The sequence below is a fragment of the Amycolatopsis sp. NPDC059657 genome (genome assembly GCF_042734395.1).
Taxonomy (GTDB): domain Bacteria; phylum Actinomycetota; class Actinomycetes; order Mycobacteriales; family Pseudonocardiaceae; genus Amycolatopsis.
The window spans coordinates 75054-93127 of record NZ_JBHWEB010000006.1; the positions used below are offsets into that span (position 1 = coordinate 75054).

17 protein-coding genes are annotated in these 18074 nt (G+C 69.8%); 12 read left to right on the plus strand and 5 right to left on the minus strand.

Annotated elements, in window-relative coordinates:
- The first annotated feature begins 118 nt into the window (after positions 1-118).
- Genes ACFV15_RS05295 through ACFV15_RS05305 form a run of 3 tightly spaced genes read left to right on the plus strand, consistent with a single transcriptional unit; the run spans position 119 to position 2842 of the window.
- Positions 119-1006, plus strand: a complete 888-nt coding sequence (locus tag ACFV15_RS05295; RefSeq protein ID WP_378348884.1) for an ABC transporter substrate-binding protein — start codon at positions 119-121, stop codon at positions 1004-1006.
- Positions 996-2033 (plus strand): FecCD family ABC transporter permease, encoded by a 1038-nt coding sequence (locus tag ACFV15_RS05300; protein WP_378348885.1) that lies wholly within the window; start codon positions 996-998, stop codon positions 2031-2033. Before ACFV15_RS05295 ends, ACFV15_RS05300 begins: the two co-directional genes overlap by 11 nt.
- Entirely contained in the window at positions 2030-2842 is an 813-nt protein-coding gene (locus tag ACFV15_RS05305) for an ABC transporter ATP-binding protein (RefSeq protein WP_378348886.1), read from the plus strand. The genes ACFV15_RS05300 and ACFV15_RS05305 overlap by 4 nt, the downstream gene beginning before the upstream one ends.
- Positions 2843-2951: 109 nt before the next feature.
- Here ACFV15_RS05305 and ACFV15_RS05310 read toward each other — a convergent pair whose 3' ends face one another.
- From ACFV15_RS05310 to ACFV15_RS05320, 3 genes are read right to left on the minus strand one after another with little or no spacing between them, the layout of a single operon-like run.
- A complete protein-coding gene (locus ACFV15_RS05310) occupies positions 2952-3287 on the minus strand; it encodes a hypothetical protein (RefSeq protein WP_378348887.1) in 336 nt (111 codons plus the stop codon).
- Positions 3288-3338: 51 nt separating this feature from the next.
- Complete coding sequence (locus tag ACFV15_RS05315) at positions 3339-4013, minus strand: LuxR C-terminal-related transcriptional regulator (RefSeq protein WP_378348888.1); 675 nt, start codon at positions 4011-4013, stop codon at positions 3339-3341.
- A complete protein-coding gene (locus ACFV15_RS05320; RefSeq protein WP_378348889.1) occupies positions 4001-5296 on the minus strand; it encodes a sensor domain-containing protein in 1296 nt (431 codons plus the stop codon). The genes ACFV15_RS05315 and ACFV15_RS05320 overlap by 13 nt, the downstream gene beginning before the upstream one ends.
- 107 nt (positions 5297-5403) lie before the next feature.
- Between ACFV15_RS05320 and ACFV15_RS05325 the strand changes: the two genes are divergently transcribed.
- Positions 5404-6144: an ABC transporter ATP-binding protein gene (locus tag ACFV15_RS05325; RefSeq protein WP_378348890.1), complete on the plus strand. Its 741-nt coding sequence runs from the start codon at positions 5404-5406 to the stop codon at positions 6142-6144.
- Positions 6145-6157: 13 nt separating this feature from the next.
- On the plus strand, positions 6158-8032 hold the full coding sequence (locus ACFV15_RS05330; protein ID WP_378348958.1) for an ABC transporter permease: 1875 nt from the start codon (positions 6158-6160) through the stop codon (positions 8030-8032).
- A gap of 29 nt (positions 8033-8061) precedes the next feature.
- On the opposite strand, the gene cysC is transcribed toward ACFV15_RS05330, so the two are convergent.
- Complete coding sequence (gene cysC / locus ACFV15_RS05335) at positions 8062-8631, minus strand: adenylyl-sulfate kinase (protein ID WP_378348891.1); 570 nt, start codon at positions 8629-8631, stop codon at positions 8062-8064.
- Position 8632: 1 nt separating this feature from the next.
- On the minus strand, positions 8633-9565 hold the full coding sequence (locus tag ACFV15_RS05340; RefSeq protein ID WP_378348892.1) for a RimK family alpha-L-glutamate ligase: 933 nt from the start codon (positions 9563-9565) through the stop codon (positions 8633-8635).
- Positions 9566-9775: 210 nt separating this feature from the next.
- Between ACFV15_RS05340 and ACFV15_RS05345 the strand changes: the two genes are divergently transcribed.
- The 7 genes from ACFV15_RS05345 to ACFV15_RS05375 all read left to right on the plus strand — a co-directional run bounded on the left by ACFV15_RS05345 (position 9776) and on the right by ACFV15_RS05375 (position 18041).
- Positions 9776-11416 (plus strand): AMP-binding protein, encoded by a 1641-nt coding sequence (locus tag ACFV15_RS05345; RefSeq protein ID WP_378348893.1) that lies wholly within the window; start codon positions 9776-9778, stop codon positions 11414-11416.
- A complete protein-coding gene (locus ACFV15_RS05350) occupies positions 11413-12879 on the plus strand; it encodes an MFS transporter (RefSeq protein WP_378348894.1) in 1467 nt (488 codons plus the stop codon). Before ACFV15_RS05345 ends, ACFV15_RS05350 begins: the two co-directional genes overlap by 4 nt.
- 202 nt (positions 12880-13081) lie before the next feature.
- Positions 13082-14266: a radical SAM protein gene (locus ACFV15_RS05355; RefSeq protein WP_378348895.1), complete on the plus strand. Its 1185-nt coding sequence runs from the start codon at positions 13082-13084 to the stop codon at positions 14264-14266.
- Between the two features lie 2 nt (positions 14267-14268).
- Positions 14269-15183 carry a sulfotransferase gene (locus ACFV15_RS05360; protein WP_378348896.1) on the plus strand — a complete coding sequence of 305 codons (915 nt, stop codon included), beginning with the start codon at positions 14269-14271 and terminating at the stop codon, positions 15181-15183.
- Positions 15183-15953 (plus strand): SDR family oxidoreductase, encoded by a 771-nt coding sequence (locus ACFV15_RS05365; RefSeq protein WP_378348897.1) that lies wholly within the window; start codon positions 15183-15185, stop codon positions 15951-15953. Before ACFV15_RS05360 ends, ACFV15_RS05365 begins: the two co-directional genes overlap by 1 nt.
- A 25-nt stretch (positions 15954-15978) precedes the next feature.
- Positions 15979-17232, plus strand: coding sequence for a DegT/DnrJ/EryC1/StrS family aminotransferase (locus ACFV15_RS05370; RefSeq protein ID WP_378348898.1), 1254 nt, complete (start codon positions 15979-15981; stop codon positions 17230-17232).
- Entirely contained in the window at positions 17229-18041 is an 813-nt protein-coding gene (locus ACFV15_RS05375) for a family 3 encapsulin nanocompartment shell protein (RefSeq protein WP_378348899.1), read from the plus strand. The genes ACFV15_RS05370 and ACFV15_RS05375 overlap by 4 nt, the downstream gene beginning before the upstream one ends.
- Positions 18042-18074: the final 33 nt, after the last annotated feature.

Genomic DNA, 18074 nt, shown 5'->3' on the forward strand with positions numbered 1-18074 from the left:
CCTCCGGCCGAGCCAGATCTCGCCGCCGCGTCGACGCCCATCCGCCTCCGGGACAGAGGCAGCGGCGACCCACGGGGCGCTGTCCTCGTGTGCCGGGTGAGAAGACCCGAGGTTACCGATGACCCGCGCCCGGCTCGCTGTGCCGGTATTCCTGCTCTCCTTGCTCGTGCTGGCCGGCTGTGCCGGGCGGGAACCCGCTCCGGCCGCCGGTCCGACGCCTGCGGCCGGCGGCCCGCAGCGCATCGTTTCGCTGAGCCCGGCGACCACCGAGACGTTGTTCGCGATCGGTGCGGGCGCGCACGTGGTCGCCGTGGACGACCAGTCCGACTATCCGGCGAACGCGCCGCGTACCGCGCTGTCCGGCCTCACGCCGAGCGCGGAGGCGATCGCCGCGTACAAGCCCGATCTGGTGGTCGCGTCCGCCGACACCGGCGGCCTGGTCGGCGCGCTCGGGAAGCTGGGGATCAAGTCGCTGGTCCTGCCGTCGGCGGGCACGCTGGACGAGGCGTACGGCCAGATGACGACGCTGGGCAAGGAAACCGGCCACGGCCCCGAGGCGGATCGGCTGGTGACGGGTATCAAGAGCGAGCTGGCGGCGCTGGTCGCGGCCACGCCGAAGCCCGCCGCTCCGCTGAGCTACTACCACGAGCTGAGCCAGGACTACTACAGCGCGAACTCCCACACGTTCGTCGGCCAGGTGTACGGCCTGTTCGGGCTGGTCAACGTCGCCGACAGCGCGCCTTCGAGCAGCGGATACCCGCAGCTGTCGGCCGAGGCGCTGGTGAAGGCGGACCCCAAGCTGATCTTCCTCGCCGACACCAAGTGCTGTAAGCAGGACGCGGCCGCCGTGGCCGCGCGGCCGGGCTGGGCCGCGATCAGCGCGGTCAAGAACGGCGATGTCGTGGCACTCGACGACGACATCGCGTCGCGGTGGGGGCCGCGGCTGCTCGACTTCGCCAAGGCCGTCGCCGCCGCGGTCGCCAAGGCGGCGCCGGGTGGCCGCTGAGCGGCGCGCCAGGCTCACCGCGGCAAGGCTCGTCATAGCGGTTCTGGTGCTGTGCGTCGTGCTCGTCGCGGCGATCTGCGTCGGCGCCGCGGATCTCGGCTGGGATCGGGTGCTGGGCGAGCTGTGGGCTCAGGTGAGCGGGACGAGGTCGCCGCTCGATCAGCGTGAGGCCGACATCCTGTGGCAGCTGCGCGTGCCACGGGTCGTGCTGGCCGGGCTGGTCGGCGCGGCGCTCGCCGTCGCGGGTGCCGCCTACCAGGGCGTCTTCCGCAATCCGCTGGCCGACCCGTACCTGCTGGGCGCGGCGGCGGGCGCCGGGTTGGGCGCGACCGTCGCCGTGGTGTTCGCGCCGGAGGCCCGTACCTGGATCGTGGGCCCGATTCCCTTGGCCGCCTTCGCTGGCGCGCTGGCGGGGGTCGGCCTGACCTGGTTGCTCGGCCGGTCGGCCACCGGCGGCGGCACGGCGATCCTGCTGCTGGCGGGTGTCGCCGTGGCGGCGTTCCTGACGGCGGTGCAGACGTTCGTCCAGCAGCTCGACACGAACACCATCAAGCAGGTCTACACCTGGATGCTCGGCGGGCTGAACACGTCGGGCTGGCAGGACGTGCTCATCACGCTGCCCTATCTGGTGCCGTCGGTGATCGTGCTGTGCCTGTGCTCCCGGCTGCTGGACGTGCTCGCGCTGGGCGACGACGAGGCTGTTTCGCTGGGCGTACGCCCTGGCCGGGTGCGGCTGGCGGTGCTCGGCGCGGCCTCGCTGGCGACGGCCGCCGCGGTGTCGGTCAGCGGGCTGATCGGGTTCGTCGGCATCGTCGTGCCGCATCTCGTGCGGCTGCTGGCAGGCGCGAGTTACCGGGTGATCGTGCCGTTGTCGCTGGTCGGTGGTGGGATCTTCCTGGTGATCGCCGACGAGATCGGGCGCACCGTGATCGCGCCCGCCGAACTGCCGCTGGGCGTGATCACCGCGTTCACCGGCGCGCCGTTCTTCGTGCTGGTGCTGCGCCGCAACCGAGGGAAGCTGCGATGACCGGCCTGGTGCTGCGCGACGTCGGCGCGGGCTACGCGGGCGAGCTCGTGGTCCGCGGCGTCGACGGCGAGGTCCCGGACGGCGGCTGGCTGACCATCATCGGTCCCAACGGGGCGGGGAAGTCGACCCTGCTCAAGGCGGTGGCCGGGCTGCTCCCGCACGTGGGCGAGATCCAGGCTGGTGCGCGCCCGTTGAGCGCACTGCCCGCACGCGAGCGCGCCAGGCTGATCGGCTACGCCCCGCAGACACCCCAGCTGCCCGATGGGCTTTCGGTCACCGACTACGTCCTGTTAGGACGGACACCGCACCTCGGATTGCTTGCCAGGGAAGGCCGCCGGGATCGCCGGCTGGTCACCGAAGCACTCGAGCGGCTCGATCTCGGCCCATTGGCCGCCAGGCCGTTGCACGCGCTGTCCGGCGGTGAACGGCAACGGGCGGTGCTGGCCAGGGTGCTGGCGCAGCAGCCCCGCCTCCTGCTGCTCGACGAGCCGACGACCGGCCTTGACATCGGGCACGCCCAGGCACTGCTGGACCTCGTGGACCGGTTGCGGGCCGAAGACGGCACGACGGTCGTCGCCACCGTGCACGACCTGACCTTCGCCGCGCAGTACGCGGATCGGTTGCTGCTGCTGAACAGGGGCGAGGTGGTGGCGTCCGGTACCCCGGCCGAGGTGTTGACCGCACCCGCGGTGCGCGAGCACTACGCGGCCGACGCGGAGATCCTCACCACCAGCGGCGCCGAGCTCGTCGTCGCTCCCACCCGCCGCCGGCACCGGGCGGCACCGGCGGCGGGTCGCGAAGGCGCTTAGCCGCTGGTGGCGACCGAACGCGGGGGAACGGCAGTGCCGCGTGGGTGGCCCGGTTGTCCGATGATTGACGCCCGGCGCACGACGAGCGACTCCGGACAACGCCGGAGCGTCAGCGAATCTCCACGCTGACCTGGTACCAGACCTCGAAGGCATCGGCGAGTTGCCTACCCGCGTACCGGGGAATCCTGGCGTACCACCACGGCACCGCCGGATCGTCGTCCACCCGCCCCGGCAGCAGCAGCGCCTGGAAACGCGCGTCGAGCTCGGCCAGCTTTTCCCTGGTCCAGGCGGGCGCGTCCGGCAACAGGACGGAGTTCTCCAGCGCGGTCCGGACGCTGATGTCGTAGCGGTACTCGTCGATGTTGTCGTGGTAGCTGTCTTCGACGAACTCGATCAGCTGCTCCCACTGGTCCAGCATTTTGCTGACCTGGTGTGCGGTGCTCATGCATCACCCCCTCGCGGGGATTCTAGTAGTGGTTGTGGGTGGAGCCTTGTCTTACCGCGGATTCAGCCCGGCGCCGTCCCGCAGGTAGGTGAGTGTCGCGAGCACGCGCCGGTTGCGATCCTCGCCGGGCGCGAGCCCGAGTTTCGTGAAGATGTTGCCGATGTGCTTGTTCACCGCGGCTTCGGAGACGACGAGGTCCTCCGCGATGGCCGCGTTGGAGTATCCCTCCGCGATCAGTGCGAGTACCTCGCGTTCGCGGTTCGTCAGTGCCGCCAGTGGAGTGCTGCTGCGTTTGAGCAGCTTGCGGACCACCTGCGGATCGACGACCGTCTCGCCCGCCGCCACCCGGCGCAGCACGGCGACGAACTCCGACACGTCGCCGACCCTGTCCTTGAGCAGGTAGCCGACGCCGATTCCGCCGCCTGAATCCAGCAGGTCCGAGGCATAGCCGGGCTCGACGAACTGGCTCAGCGCCACCACTCGCAGCTCCGGCCGGTCTTGGCGCAGCCGCACGATCGCGCGCAGCCCCTCGTCGGAGAACCCCGGCGGCATGCGGATGTCGGTGACGACGAGGTCCGGGTCATGCGCGGCGACGGCCGTGACCAGTGCTTCCGCGTCGCCGACCGCGGCGACCACCTCGAACCCGAAACGGTCGAGCAAGGCGGCGAGGCCCTCGCGGAGCAGCGCGCCGTCCTCGGCGAGTACCACACGGATCACCGGTCGCATGGGAACTCCGCTCGTACGATGGTGGGCCCGCCGGGCGGGCTGGACAGGGAAAGGCTGCCGCCGATGGCCGCCGTCCGGTCGGCCAGGCCGGTGAGCCCGCCGCCTCCGCGTGCGTCCGCGCCGCCCCGCCCGTTGTCGGTGATCTCGACCGTGAGTGTGGCGTGCCGGACCTTCGCGTCGACCAGGATTTCGGTGGCCTCACTGTGTTTTCCCGCGTTGCTCAACGCCTCGGCTACCACGAAGTAGGCCGCGCTTTCCACCACAGTGGACAGGCGCTCCGGGATGGCGCAGTCCACCGTCACCGGGGTCGCCGACCGATCCGCGAGCGCGTGCAACGCGGCGGGCAGCCCCAAGTCCGACAACGCCTGCGGATGGATACCGTGGATGAACTCGCGTAGTTCCGTGAGCAGCTGCTTGGCCTGGGTGTGGGCGGTGGCCACTGATTCGGCGCCGGGCGAGTCCGGCGGCATCTCCACCTTTGCGATCCCCAGCTGCAGGATGAGGCTGACAAGCCGCACCTGCGCTCCGTCGTGCAGGTCGCGCTCGATCCGTCGCCGTTCCGCCTCGAAGGCGGTGACCAGGCGTTCCCGAGACTGGGAGACCTCCACCAGCTCCAGCCTCAGCCGTTCGCCGGCCGCTCCGCTCAGCAGTGCCTTGGCCGCGGTCGCCTGCAGGCCTGCCAGCAGTGCGAACAGGTACAACGCGACCGGGAACAACGCGACGCCCAAGAGCGAATACGGCAGCGCCTCGGCCACCGTGCTCGCCTGCCCGAGTCCGAGCGCGAGTGGACGGTCCGGGGCGACCACCAGCGGGCTGATGATCAGCGAGACGATCATGGTCATGACCAGTGCGAGCGCCACGCTCGGCACCGCCGCCACCGGCACCACGAGCAGGTAGCCGAATTCCCGCCAGGCCGATGGCGCGGTGTACCGGCGTGTCCAGCCCCCAGCAGGCCGGCGCGGCGCGGGCGCCGGTCCGTTGTGGACCAGCCGTAGCCGCAGCCGTTCCAGCTGGGCCACCGGCAGCGCCACCAGCGGGCCCGCCGCCGCGATCAGCAGCAGCCCGCCGAGCCCCGTCAGCACAGTCTCGCCCAGCGTGACCGGCTCGGTCCCGAGCAGCCGGGAGACCAGATAGGGCCAGGGCAGGCACACCGCGGCGACCGGGATGGCGGCCAGCGCCGCCACCAGCGGTGTGCTCAGCACGTACGACAAGCCACGCCACGGCCAGCGGGTCAGCAGAAACCGGCGAAGCGCGAGCGATCCCCAGATGGTGCGAACGGACATTACGCACACCGTAGCCAATGACACCCGGGGTAGAGGTTTCTCTACCCCCGATCGGGAAGTCAACGTCAGTGACAGCGGCCCACTACCCGCGGTTGGCTGGCGAGGCCATGGAATCAGCACATCACCGCGCAGCGGTAGAACTGCGCCACGTCACCCGGCTCTACGGAGCGAAGCACACCGGGGTCGCCGCGCTCGACGACGTCAGCCTGAGCTGTCCGGCGGGCAGCTGGACCGCCATCATGGGCCCCTCGGGGTCCGGAAAATCCACCCTGCTGCAGTGCGCCGCGGGCTTGGACCAGGTCACCAGCGGACGCGTCATGCTCGCGGGGCATGACATCACCGCGGCGCCGGACAGCGCGCTCACCGAACTGCGCCGCCGCACGGTCGGCTTCGTGTTCCAGAGCTTCAACCTGATCGGATCGCTGACCGCCGAACAGAATGTCGCGTTCCCGGCGAAACTCGCGGGCGTGCGGGTGTCCAAAAGCGACATACGCGAGGCGCTGGCCGGCGTCGGGCTCGACGGCCGGGCGGGGCACCGGCCGCGTGAACTCTCCGGTGGCCAGCAGCAGCGGGTCGCCATCGCCCGCGCGATGATCGCCCGTCCGGCCGTGCTGTTCGCCGACGAGCCCACCGGCGCGCTGGACTCCGCTTCGACGAAGCTGGTGCTGGAGCTGCTGCGCGCGATGGTGCGGACGGTGGGGCAGACCATCGTCATGGTCACCCACGACCCCGCGGTCGCGGCGAGTGCGGACACCGTGGTCTTCCTGGCCGACGGCCGGATCGTGGACCGGGTGGACAGGCCCGCGATCCACGAAGTCGCCGGGCGGCTCGCGCGGCTGGAGAGCTGAGCCCGTGTTCCAGATGTCGTTCAGCACGTTCCGCGAGCGGTGGGAACTGTTCGCCGGAGCCATTCTCAGCGTGGCCGTCGGTGCCGCGCTCGTGCAGGCCTCGCTGCTGGTATTGGCGGCCACGGGAACTCCGAGCATCCCGCCAGGATCGTCGCGGCAGGACGAGGACAGGATCCGCGAGGGTTTCGTCGGCGCCGCGACCGTCATGGGGATGACCGCGTTCCTCGCCATGTTCCTCGCGGTCTTCATCGTGAGTTCCACCTTCGCCTTCACCGTCGCGCGACGCCGCCGCGATCTCGCTCTGCTGCGCCTCACCGGGGGAAGCCGCGGCCAGCTGCGTGCGCTGCTGCTGTCCGAATCCCTGCTGCTCGGGCTGGTGGGATCGGCGCTGGGCGTGCCGTTCGGGCTGATCGCGAAATACGCGCAGCTCCGGCTGCTCAGCGGAATCGGCCTGCTGCCGGAAGGTTTCACGGCCCCGTGGCGGCCGTGGGCCGTGATCGCCGCCGGAGTGGCCGGCGTCGGCGTCGCGGTGGCGGGTGTGTTCACCGCATCGCTGCGGGCCGCGAAGATCCGGCCACTGGAAGCCTTGCGGGAGACGGGAAAGGCCGCGAGGGTGATGACCGCTTCGCGGTGGCTGCTCGGGTTGTCCTTCGCCGGGTGCACCGTCGCGATGGTGGTCTGGGCGCAAGGCGCCAACCTCATCGGCGCGATGATGGCGGCACTCGGTATCTCGATGGCCGGCGCGGTCGCCATGAGCATGCTGAGTCCTTTGGTCGTGCCGTTCGTGGCCTGGTCGCTGCCCGGAAGCGCACTGGCGAAGGCAAACCTGCGGGACGGGGTGCGGCGCGCCGCCGCCACGGCCTCCCCGTTGATCGTGCTGGTCTCGTTGCTGCTCGGCTTGGCGGGCACCTTCGGCTCGCTCGCCGCGGCCGGTGGGGAAGAGGCGAAGCGCTCCGTGAACGCCCACCTCGTGGTGACATCCACCGGTGAGGAGGCCGAACGGTTGCCCGCGATCGACGGTGTGGCCGTCGCCTCCCGGCAGAACACCGTGGACATCACGATCACCGCGCGGAGAACCTTCTACACCGGGATCATCGCGGTGGACGCGGCCGACTACGCGCGCACGCACAACCTGCCGCCGGGTGACCTCGAGGCGTTGACCGGCGACACCGTGGTCACCGGCCCGGCCCGGCACGCCGACCGGATCAGCCCCGGCCAGGTGCTCGAGGCCGAAGCCGCGGGCAGGCCGTTGCGGCTCACGGCGGTCGGCGGCTTGCCGGAGACCGTCGAAACGGGCGACAGTTTCCTTGTCCCGCGCGACATCCTGCCCAGGGAGGTCTGGTCAGGCGCACCGACCGAAACCGTTGTCCAGGTCGAGCCGGGACACCACCCCGACGTCGTCGCCGCGCGGATCAGGCAGGCGGGCTTCGAGGTGCGCACGGTGGCCGATTGGGCGGCCGCCCGCGCGGAGACCGCCCAGGACGGCAATGTCAAGATCCTGACCGTGCTGATGGGCCTCGCCGGGCTGTACGCGCTGATGGCCGTCGTGAACGCGGTGGTCATCGCCGGAACCGAACGACGGCGCGAGCTCGCCGTCGCCAGGGTGACAGGGCTGACCCGCATTCAGGTCGTCAGGACGGCGGTGATCGAAGCCATCGCCGTGGCGATCATCGGGCTGGTGCTCGGCTGCGTGGTCGCCGGTGCGGGCCTGACCGGCATCGGCGGCGCCATCCGGCAGGCGCTCGGCGTGACCGTGGTCTACGTGCCATGGACACTGCTCGCGGCCGTCGCGCTCGGCTCGGTGGTGATCGTGGCGGCGACGAGCGGCGTCACCGCGATCATCGTCACGAAGGAACGGCCGATCTCTCTGGTCGCCGCCAAGGAATGAGCAGGTTTTACTGTGGTTCAAGGCGGCGTTCAACCCGTTCTGGGGCTGGAGAAAGAACTCCTGGGTGCCGGGTGGCCGAGTGCGATGAAGTCCACCAGCCTGGCCACTGTCTCGTCGACGGTCTCGAGCGAGGTGTCGATGCGCAGCTCGGGTGCGAGTGGCCGCTCGTAGACGGCATCGACCCCGGTCAGCCCGGTGATCTCACCACGAGCGTGGCGGGCGTACAGACCCTTGACGTCGCGACGGCGGCACACCTCGACCGGCGTGGCGATGTGCACCTCGGAGAACGGGACACCGGCGTCAGTGTGCCTGGTGCGCAGCGCTTCCCGGCTGTGGCCGTACGGGGCGATGGCCGCCACGATGGCGGTGATCCCGTTGCGCGCCAACAGAAGCGCTACCGTTCCGATGCGCACCAGGTTGCTCTCACGGTCGGCAGGGGACAGGCCTAGCTCTGGCCAGAGTTCGCGGCGGACGACGTCGCCGTCCAGTACCTCGGCGCGGCGGCCCGCCGCCAGGAGCGCTTCACGTGCGGCCGTTGCCACGGTCGTCTTGCCCGCACTCGGCAAGCCGGTCAGCAGGACTGTCCTTCCGTCGGCCATCTCAGGCGACCCGCTTCTCTACCCAGTCGTAGACGCCGTCCAGGATGGCGCGGTGGGTCTCCTCGCCGAACACGTCCAAGCCTCCCGTGACGCTGTTGGCCTCGAGGATGACGAAACCGTCCGCCGTCGGGATGATGTCCAGGCCTGTCATGGTCAGTCCCATCACACGCGCGGCTCGCAGCGCGAGAGCTTCCAGCCCCGGCGGCGGATCGATCCGCTCGAAGCTTCCGCCGAGCTTGACGTGGGGACGCCACTGCCCGACCGCCGGCAGCTTGAGTGAAACCTCGGGCACGGCCTCACCGGCCACCATGACCCGATACTCACCCCATTGGGTGGAATAGTACGGAATGCACGCCAGGGTGCCGTGTTCGTCCAGCTGGTCCTGGATTTCCGCTTTCCGGGCGGAGAAATCGGTGACACGCGTGACGCCTTTGCCGCGATAGCCGTAGGACGGCTTGACGATGACGTCGTCCCATTCCCGGCAGGCGAGTTCGACCTCGGCCGGGGTGGTGGCCGATCGGCACGGCGGCACGGGCAGGCCTGCCTCACCGAGCTTCCGCATGGTCAGGAACTTGCTGTAGGACGTCTGCCAGACCTCGGCGGAGTCGAACATGTGCAGGCCCGGGGTTTCGCTGATCATGGTCAGCCGCTCTACCCGGTCGCGCCAGTCGAGTCCCCGGTCACGCCAGTCGTCCCCGAAAAGCCTGGCGCGGGAGATGATCGCGTCGAAGGAGCTGGCGGGATGCCCGCCCAGCATGACTTCCATGCTTCGGCCTCCCGGCGCGTAGGTGACGGTCTCAAGGGTGAACAACGTGGTCTCGTGGCCGCGGCGCCTGCCGTGCTCGACGAGCACGGGGCCGTCCGGATCGTATTCGCCTCCCGGGGTGGCCGGGCCCAGCACACCGTCGTCCCAGCCGAGAATTCCGATCTTCACCAGTGGCCTCCTCAGCCGAGCGGCGCGAACATCCGCTGACTTTCCCCGGCCGGCACGCCGCTGTCACCGGTCGAAAGGGCCGAACCGTTCCCCCTTCGGCTGCCCGAAAGGGCCGCAAACCGGGTCCTGCCACGAATCGGGGTACCGCGATCCGCTTCGCGATGCTTAAAGTTCGTCGGCAAATCACTACGCCGCCGGGGGGAGCCGACTGTGACCACTGGGGACACGAGTGCCGTACCGGCCGCCGGATTCCAGGACCAGGGCTGGTGGCGGAGTTCGACCTTTCTCGACGATCTCGCCGACGCGGTCCGCGACCGCGGCGACCATCTCGCGCTGATTGTCCATGAGGGCGACGAAAAACCCCGGACCTTGAGCTACGTCGAGCTTTCGGACGCTGTCGCCCGCTTCGCGTCGGCGTTGCGCGAACTCGGCGTCGGGCGGGGTGATGTGGTCGCCTGCTACCTGCCGAACCTGTGGCTGCTGGCTCCGCTTTACCTGGCCTGCCACCGGATCGGCGCGGTCAGCTCGCCGATCTTCCCGGTTGTCGGCACCCGCGAACTCGGCCATGTCCTGCGGGTGACCGGGGCGAAAGTCTGTGTGACCGTCGAGAGGAACGGCGAACACCATTGTGCGGCCTTGCTCGCCGAGGCGGCTCCGGAGACTCTGGCGCACCGGGTCGTGGTGGGCGACGCGGCGGCGACCGGCGCGATCGACTTCGACGAGTTCTTCGTCCGCACACCATGGGAAAACCGCACGCCCGTCCCCGAGGAGGACCGGCTCGGCCCGGACGAACCCGCGCAGCTGATGCACACTTCCGGCACGACCGGAAAGATGAAGCTGGTCGTGCACAGCCAGAACACCCTCTACGCGGCGGTCAGGGCGGTGTCCGAGCCGCACCGGCTGACGCGGGACGATGTCATCTCCCTTCCCGGCATCTGCACCGCGATGGCGGGCCTGACCTACGCGCTCTACCTGCCGCTTTTCCTCGGCGCCACCGGTGTCGTCCAGAAACACACCAACGACATGGACCTGCTGCGTGACCTGATCGAGGCGCACAGCGTGACGTGGCTGTACACGCCGCCCGTCTTCCTGGTCAACCTGCTTGCCGCACAACGAAAAGAAGCACGCGACACGTCCAGTCTCAAGCAGATCGTGACGGGCTCGGCGCCGGTTCACCCGCAGCTGATCACCCAGGTGCGCGAAGTCTTCGACGTGGAACTGCACGCGTTGTGGGGGATGACCGAGAACGGCGCCGTCACGGTCACCCGGCCGGACGACCCGGCGGGCTGGGCCGCGCACAGCGACGGCCGGTCGACACCGTGGATGGAGGTCCGCATCGACGCCGAACCCGGTGAGGAAGCGGGACGACTGCTGGTGCGCGGCGCGTCGCAGTGCCTCGGCTACCTGGGGCAGCGGGACGTCTACGACGCCTGTGTGGACGCCGAGGGCTGGTTCGACACCGGCGACCTCGCCAGGCCGGACGGCCGCGGCGGCATCCGGATCGTAGGGCGCCGCGCCGACATCATCACCAGGCCGGACGGCATGCAGGTGTCGACGCTCGAGGTCGAGTCGTTGCTGCAGCGTCATCCTGCCATCACCGAGGTGGTGCTGGTCGGCTACCCGCACCCGGAGATTCCCGGTGGAAGCAAGGTGTGCGCGGTCGTCGTCCCGGTGTTCCCGGCGATCTCCCTTGACGAGCTGCACGCTTACCTGGCGCGCGAAGGAGTGGCGAAGGCTTTCTGGCCGGACCGTGTGCAGTTCGTCGGCATCCTGCCCAAGAACTCGCTGGGGAAGGTGCTGCGGCAACCATTGCGCGAACGCCTCGAACTCGCGGCGGCGCCACGCTCATGACGAAGACACTCGAACCGGATCAGGCGCAGAAGCCTGGCGTCGCGCTGGCGGTGATCTCGGTCGCGACACTGATGTCCCAAGTGGACACGACGATCGTCAACGTCGCGCTGCCCGTTATTCAGCGTGCGCTCGGCTTCTCCGGGTCCGGGCTCGAATGGGTCGTCACGGCGTACTCCCTGAGTTTCGGCGGGCTTCTGCTCCTCGGTGGCCGGGCAGGCGACATCCTCGGGCACCGGCGGGTGTTCCTGTCCGGCATACTCGTCTTCACAGTGGCGTCGGCGGCAGGCGGATTCGCGGCCGAACAGTGGTGGCTCATCGTCTGCCGTGCGCTGCAAGGGATCGGAGGCGCGGCCGCGGTGCCAGCCGCGTTGGCGCTGATCGCGTCGATCTTCACGGAAGGTGCGCCGCGCGCCCGCGCGATCGGCGTCTACTCGGCGGTCGTCACCGCGGGCGGCGCCATCGGGTTGCTGGCAGGCGGCCTGATCAGCACCTCTCTTTCGTGGCACTGGGTGATGTGGGTCAACGTTCCGGTCGGTGTGCTCGTCCTGCTGATCGGCCCGCGTGTGCTGACGGAGACCGAGGGCACGCGCGGCCGGTTCGACCTGCCCGGTGCGCTGACCGGCACACTCGGCCTCACTCTGCTGGTGTACGGCCTGATCGCGGGAGCCACCGATCACTCGGGAGTGGCGCATTGGCAGGATCGGACGGTCATGACCGCGTTGGTTTTCGCGGTCGCGCTGCTCGCCGCGTTCGTGGTGATCGAGAATCGCACCCGGCACGCGTTGGTGCCTTTGCGGATCTTTGCCGACCGCCTCAGATCGGGTATTCTCGCGGTGTCGGTACTGACCACCGCCGCGACATTCGGGCTCTATTTCTTTCTGACCATTTTCGTGCAGGATGTCTGGCGGTTCAGCCCCTTTCAAACCGCGTTGGTGTACCTTCCGCTGACCGGTGTGGTGGTGGCCGGAATTCGATGCGGCTCATGGTTGCTGACCAGGTTCGACCCCTTCCGGCTGATCATCTCCGGTTTGGTGGTCGCGGCGGCCGGAATGAGCTGGCTTTCCTGGATCGGCGACTCGGACGGCTACCTGACGGGAATGCTCGTCCCCGCGCTGCTGACCTACGCGGGGCTCAGTGTCGGCAGCGTCCCGATGACGGTGCTGGTGCTGCGCGGCACGACCACCGAGGAATCAGGGCTGGTATCAGGGCTGCTGGGCGCCGCGAAGCAGGTCGGCGGCGCGACCGGCCTGGCCGTGCTGGGGACGGTCACCTGGGCGACGGCCGCCTCGGCCACGCCGAGCGCGGAAAAGGCGTTGGCGACCGGGGTGAGTCACGGAATCGCTGTGGCCGCCGGATTGATGGTGCTGGCGTTGGTGATCGCCGCCGCGACCATGCGGCCGCGCGAAGAGAGCTGGTCCGGACAGCAGGCCGGACAAGGAATCGGATCCCGAAAGGAGGAATGACCATGGAGAACGAAATCGAGGTTTTCGAGTTCGAGTCGCAGGAAGCTTGCTCCTGTGACCGGATCGCGGGGAGCTGAAGGTGAGCCGGTCGGCGCCAGGAAGCCGACCGGTCACAGCGCCGGGCGGGGGAGGCGGGTCAAGTCCCTCCCTCGCCCGGTACGGGTACGACCAAGACTTCGCGAGGAAAGCTGGCGGTCCTGATATGCGCTTGATCCAAGGAGAATCCCAGTACTGGGCGGTCGGCAAGAACTTCGTCGCGCGCGTGCCGGCGGACCGGCTCGGTGCGGACGGGCGCCCGACGCCCGAGCTGACCGCGTCACTCGAGGCGCGGGACCACGACAGGGCACCGGCCTCCGATGTGTTCGGGCTGACGGTGCTGGTGACGACACGCTGCAACCTCGCGTGCTCGTACTGCTTCCAGAACGCCGAACTGCCGACACCGGGCGCGGGCGGTCCGCTCCGGATTCCCGGCGCGACCGTCGATGACACCAAGGTCGCCGACATCATGGCGTTCACGCGCAAGCGGATGGCCGAGCTGGACAAGACCTCGGTGAACCTGATGCTCTTCGGCGGTGAGCCGACGATGTACCTCGACTCCTGCGTGAAACTGCTGGACGGGTGCCGCGACATCGGGCTCGCCGGAGCCGCGATGATCTCGAACGGGACGCTGCTCACCGCGCCCGCCGCGGTCGCGCTGGAGAACGCGGGCCTGCAATGGGTGCAGATCACGCTCGACGGTGACAAGGCCGAGCACGACCGGTCGCGGATCACGATCGGCGGCCGGGGAACGTTCGAGAAGATCCTGCGCAACGTCGAGAAGGCCTCGTCGGAGACCGCGCTGAAATGGCACCTGCGCGTCATCCTCAATGGCGACTCGATCACCAGCGTCGACGGCCTGGTCGGACGTCTCGCCGATCGGCTCGAGCCTGACAAGTTCATGATGACCTTCGGCCTCGTCTATGACGTCGGCCTCGGCTATGAGAAGACCGTGCAGCACTCGGTCAGCCTCGGGCACCGGCTCGCCGATCTGCACCGGCAGGCGATCGACGCGGGTTTCACCGTGGGCGCGCCCCGTGTGGTCGACTGCCAGTTCTGCGAGGAGGTCGGCGGCACGACCGGCGCCGTGGTGAACTCCGACGGCAGCCTGTTCAGCTGCTACCACTCCGCGGGCCAGCCAGGATACGACCTGGGTTCGGTCACTTCGGGGTACGAGCCGGAGAAGGTCGCTTCGCGCTGGGTGAACTGCGGCTACGAAACCGAGGGCGTCGACAAGGCCGCCGCGCGGCTTCAGGGCGACATCGTGGACGCCGCCATTCTCGATCACCTCTATGCCAAGGGCCTGCTCGCCCAGGCGACCAGCGGCCAGCCGGCCCCGACAGGTCACTGATCATGACCGGGCCGCGGGTGCTGTACGTCACGGGCTGGTGCCGCAGCGGGACCACCATGATCGGCAACCTGCTCAACGAACTCGACGGCGTCGTCCACGTCGGGGAGCTGCATTACCTGTGGCGCAACGGAGTCATCGGCACCGGCACCAACACGGTCTGCGGCTGCGCCGAACCGGTACTCGATTGTCCTTTGTGGAGTAAAGTGCTCGGGTTGACAGGCGGCGCCGACCTGCTCGCCACGGCCCGGCTCTGGGCGAGCGCGCAGGACCTGCTGGTGCGCACCCGGCACACCGCACGCAGACTGCGGCCGCGTCAGTCGCCTGCTTCGCGCGAACTGGCGGCGCGGATGACCCGGTTGTACGCCGCTGTAGCGGAGGTGTCCGGCGCGCACACCATTGTGGACAGTTCGAAGTTCCCCGCCGAAGCGGCACTGCTCGCCGCCACGGGCGAGGTGGATCTCCGTGTCCTGCACGTGGTCCGTGACCCTCGCGCGGTCGCCAACTCCTGGCTGCGTCCCAAGGACTACATCCCCGCGATGAGCGCGGCACGCAGCACCTGGTACTGGACAGGCTTCAACGCGGCGTCCGAGCTGGTGTGCCAGCGGAACCCGGCGACCTCGGCGCGGCTGCGCTATGAGGACTTCGCCCGCGACCCGCGTGGCGGTGTCGAGGACATCCTGCGGCTGCTCGGCCTGCGAGCCGAACCCCCGATCAGCGCGGACGGGACGGCCACGCTCGGCGTGAACCACACGGTGACCGGCAATCCCGACCGGTTCGCGCACGGCCGGGTCCAGGTCCGCCGGGATGACCGGTGGCGCCGGGATCTGCCGAAGCGGGCCGGTTCGACGGCCACCGCGCTCGCGTCGCCGCTGCTGGGCCGCTACGGCTATCCACTCCGCCGGGCGTCGGTGCCGTGATGGACCTGGGACTGGCGGGCAAGGCCGCGCTGGTGGCCGCGGGCACCAGCGGGCTCGGGCTCGGCACCGCGGTGGCGTTGGCGCGTGAAGGCGCGAACGTGGCGTTGTGCGGACGCGACCCGGACCGGCTGGCGGCGGCCGCCGCGACGGTGGACGCCGCGGGTACGGGCCGGGTGCTGGCGTCGGCGGTCGACGTCACCGACGAGTCCGCCGTCGCTGCCTGGGTCGACGCGACCGTGGCCGAACTAGGCGGGGTGCAGGTCGTCGTGACGAACGGCGCAGGCCCGCCACCTGGGCCGGTGACCGCGTTCGGGCTGGCGGACTACCGAGCCGCGCTGGAGACCAGCCTGCTGCCGCACATCGGGCTGGCGCTGGCGACGCTGCCGCACCTGCGCGCGGCGGGCAGGGGCAGGCTGCTGATGATCGCTTCGGAGACCGTGAAGCAGCCGATTCCCCGCTATGGACTGTCCAATGTGGTGCGAGTGGGGCTGGTCGGCTTCGCCAAGTCGCTCGTGCGGGAGCTCGGCTCGGCCGGGGTCACGGTGAACGTCCTCGCGCCCGGATATCACCGCACACCCGCGGTGGAGCGCCAGCTCGGCGCCGACCCGGAGAACAGGCTCGCCGAGTTCATCGCGGACATCCCGCTCGGCAGGCTCGGTGACGCGGCCGACTTCGGCGCCGTGGCCGCGTTCCTCGCCGGTGACCAGGCCGGTTTCGTCACCGGTGAAGTGCTACTCGTCGATGGGGGTTCCCACCGTGGTCTCGATTGATCCTTTGGCCGCTTCGATTCCCGCGGTGGAGACACTCGCGATCGACGGGGGCGTCCCCGTGCGGACGGCCGTCTGGCCGACCTACGACCGCGGCGACGTCTTCATCAGCGGCGCCGACGAGCAAGCGGGTATCGACGCCATCCGGCGGCGGCTGTACTTCCGGTACGACCACCGGCCGTTCGGCGAGACCGACGTCGGCCGGTTCGAGACCGCGCTGTGCGACTACTTCGGCACGAAACACGCGCTCGGCTGCACCAGCGGCACCACCGCGATCACGCTCGCGTTGCTGGGTCTCGGCCTGCCGCCCGGCTCGGCGGTGCTGTGTCCCGCGTTCACCTTCGCGGCGACGCCGTCCGCGATCCGGCTCGCCGGGCACCACCCGGTGCTCGTCGAGTGCGACGCCGACCTCAACCTGGACATCGCGGACCTGGCGGCCAAGCTGACCCCGGACGTCGGCGCGGTCGTGGTGGTGCACATGCGGGGCTTCGCCAGTGATGTCGACGCGGTGCGCGAGCTGACCGACCCGCTCGGCATCCCGGTCGTCGAGGACGCGGTGCCGGCACTCGGCGCCCGGCTGCGTGGCAGGTTGCTCGGCACGATCGGCGCGGCGGGTGCCTTCTCCACCCAGTCGGACAAGTCGATCAACACGGGGGAGGGCGGGTTCCTGGTCACCGACGCCACCGAGCTGTTCGCGCGTGCGACAGTCCACTGTGGAGCCTATGAGGGCAGGATGGGCCGCCACTTCGACGCCGCTGACGCGCCGCCGAGCGACGTCTGCGACCTCGACTACCCGATCTTCGGCTGGCGGCTGGACGAGATCCGCGCGGCATTGGCCAACTCGATGCTCACCCGGCTGGACGAACGCGTCGCCCGGCATCAGCGCAACCACGCGGCGGTCGCCGAGGCGCTGGCGGGGGAGTCCCGGATCGCGGTGCGGACCCCTGTCGCGCCCGGCGCGTTGCTCGGCGAGTCGCTGATGTTCCGCGTACTCGACCCCGGTCGCGCCGCGGGCGCACGGTTCGCGCGCGCCCTGTGTGCCGAGGGGATCTCGGCGCGCAACATCGGCGACCCTGTCGACCACAATGTCCGTGCGTTCTGGAACTGGCGATTCTGCTTCCCCGACCCGGCGGCGGCGAAGCGCGCGCTGCCCAGGTCCGCGGCATACCTGGACCAGGCCGTGGACATCCCGCTGTCCGCCAACCTGACCCTCGACGACTGCGCCGACGTGGTGCGCGCCGTGCGCAAGGTCATCGCCGGGCTGCCGGGAGGAGCACGATGACCGCCACCCTCTCGCCAGGCGAAACCTTCGCCGCCGCGCTGACGGACTCGGGCACGGACCTGGAAGTGCCTTTGCGCGTCGCGCTTCCCGCGACCTTTCCGCTGGCCAAGACCCGTCCGAGATACACGGTGCGGCATCTGCTCAAGACACGCGAGGTGTCAGGCCCGGCGGCTTACCTGCGCGAGGAACACCACGGTTCGGACACCTCGGGCACGTCGTACGACTCGACCCCGGAGGCGCGCTTCACGACCTCACTCGCGACCGCGGGGATCACGACGGTCACCGCGTCACTGTCGATCCCGGCCGAGCTCACCGCGCACCCGGCGATGCTGGCGACGGTGATCGACCACAGACTGGTCGTCCGCTTGTGCACGCAGGAGAACGACGCGCTGCTCAACGGGAGTTACGACGGGGTACTGCCCGGAATTCGCGCGCTACCGGCACTGCGTCGCATCGAGCAGCCGATCGGCATCGACCGCGCGGCCGCCGAAACCTGTGCGCTCGTCGAAGAAACCGGCGGCTCGTGCGACGGCATCGTGACGCATCCCAGGGTGTATTGGGAACTCGTGCGCCTCGGGCAGCTCGCCCGGCTGACCGAGGCCGGTGTCCGGGTGTCGCGCACCAGGATGCTGGCCGCGGACGAGGCGATCTTCGCCGACTTCCGCGCGGCGTTCACCTTGATGGACACCATGGACTCCGCGATCGGCCTGCGCAGGGGCACCGGTGGGCAGTACCTGCTCTGGGCGTCGGTACGGCTCGGTCTCGCTGTCCACTTGCCGCAACACGTGGTGATCCGCACGGTCAAATGACGGGTATGGCCCCGCCTCGGCGGCGGGGCCATA

Bases quoted from the DNA above. Each gene is read 5' to 3' on its own strand.
- ACFV15_RS05295 (WP_378348884.1), top strand. From the start codon at position 119: ATGACCCGCGCCCGGCTCGCTGTGCCGGTATTCCTGCTCTCCTTGCTC.
- ACFV15_RS05305 (WP_378348886.1), top strand. From the start codon at position 2,030: ATGACCGGCCTGGTGCTGCGCGACGTCGGCGCGGGCTACGCGGGCGAG.
- ACFV15_RS05310 (WP_378348887.1), bottom strand. From the start codon at position 3,287: ATGAGCACCGCACACCAGGTCAGCAAAATGCTGGACCAGTGGGAGCAG.
- ACFV15_RS05315 (WP_378348888.1), bottom strand. From the start codon at position 4,013: ATGCGACCGGTGATCCGTGTGGTACTCGCCGAGGACGGCGCGCTGCTC.
- ACFV15_RS05320 (WP_378348889.1), bottom strand. From the start codon at position 5,296: ATGTCCGTTCGCACCATCTGGGGATCGCTCGCGCTTCGCCGGTTTCTG.
- ACFV15_RS05325 (WP_378348890.1), top strand. From the start codon at position 5,404: ATGGAATCAGCACATCACCGCGCAGCGGTAGAACTGCGCCACGTCACC.
- ACFV15_RS05330 (WP_378348958.1), top strand. From the start codon at position 6,158: ATGTCGTTCAGCACGTTCCGCGAGCGGTGGGAACTGTTCGCCGGAGCC.
- cysC (WP_378348891.1), bottom strand. From the start codon at position 8,631: ATGGCCGACGGAAGGACAGTCCTGCTGACCGGCTTGCCGAGTGCGGGC.
- ACFV15_RS05350 (WP_378348894.1), top strand. From the start codon at position 11,413: ATGACGAAGACACTCGAACCGGATCAGGCGCAGAAGCCTGGCGTCGCG.
- ACFV15_RS05355 (WP_378348895.1), top strand. From the start codon at position 13,082: ATGCGCTTGATCCAAGGAGAATCCCAGTACTGGGCGGTCGGCAAGAAC.
- ACFV15_RS05360 (WP_378348896.1), top strand. From the start codon at position 14,269: ATGACCGGGCCGCGGGTGCTGTACGTCACGGGCTGGTGCCGCAGCGGG.
- ACFV15_RS05365 (WP_378348897.1), top strand. From the start codon at position 15,183: ATGGACCTGGGACTGGCGGGCAAGGCCGCGCTGGTGGCCGCGGGCACC.
- ACFV15_RS05375 (WP_378348899.1), top strand. From the start codon at position 17,229: ATGACCGCCACCCTCTCGCCAGGCGAAACCTTCGCCGCCGCGCTGACG.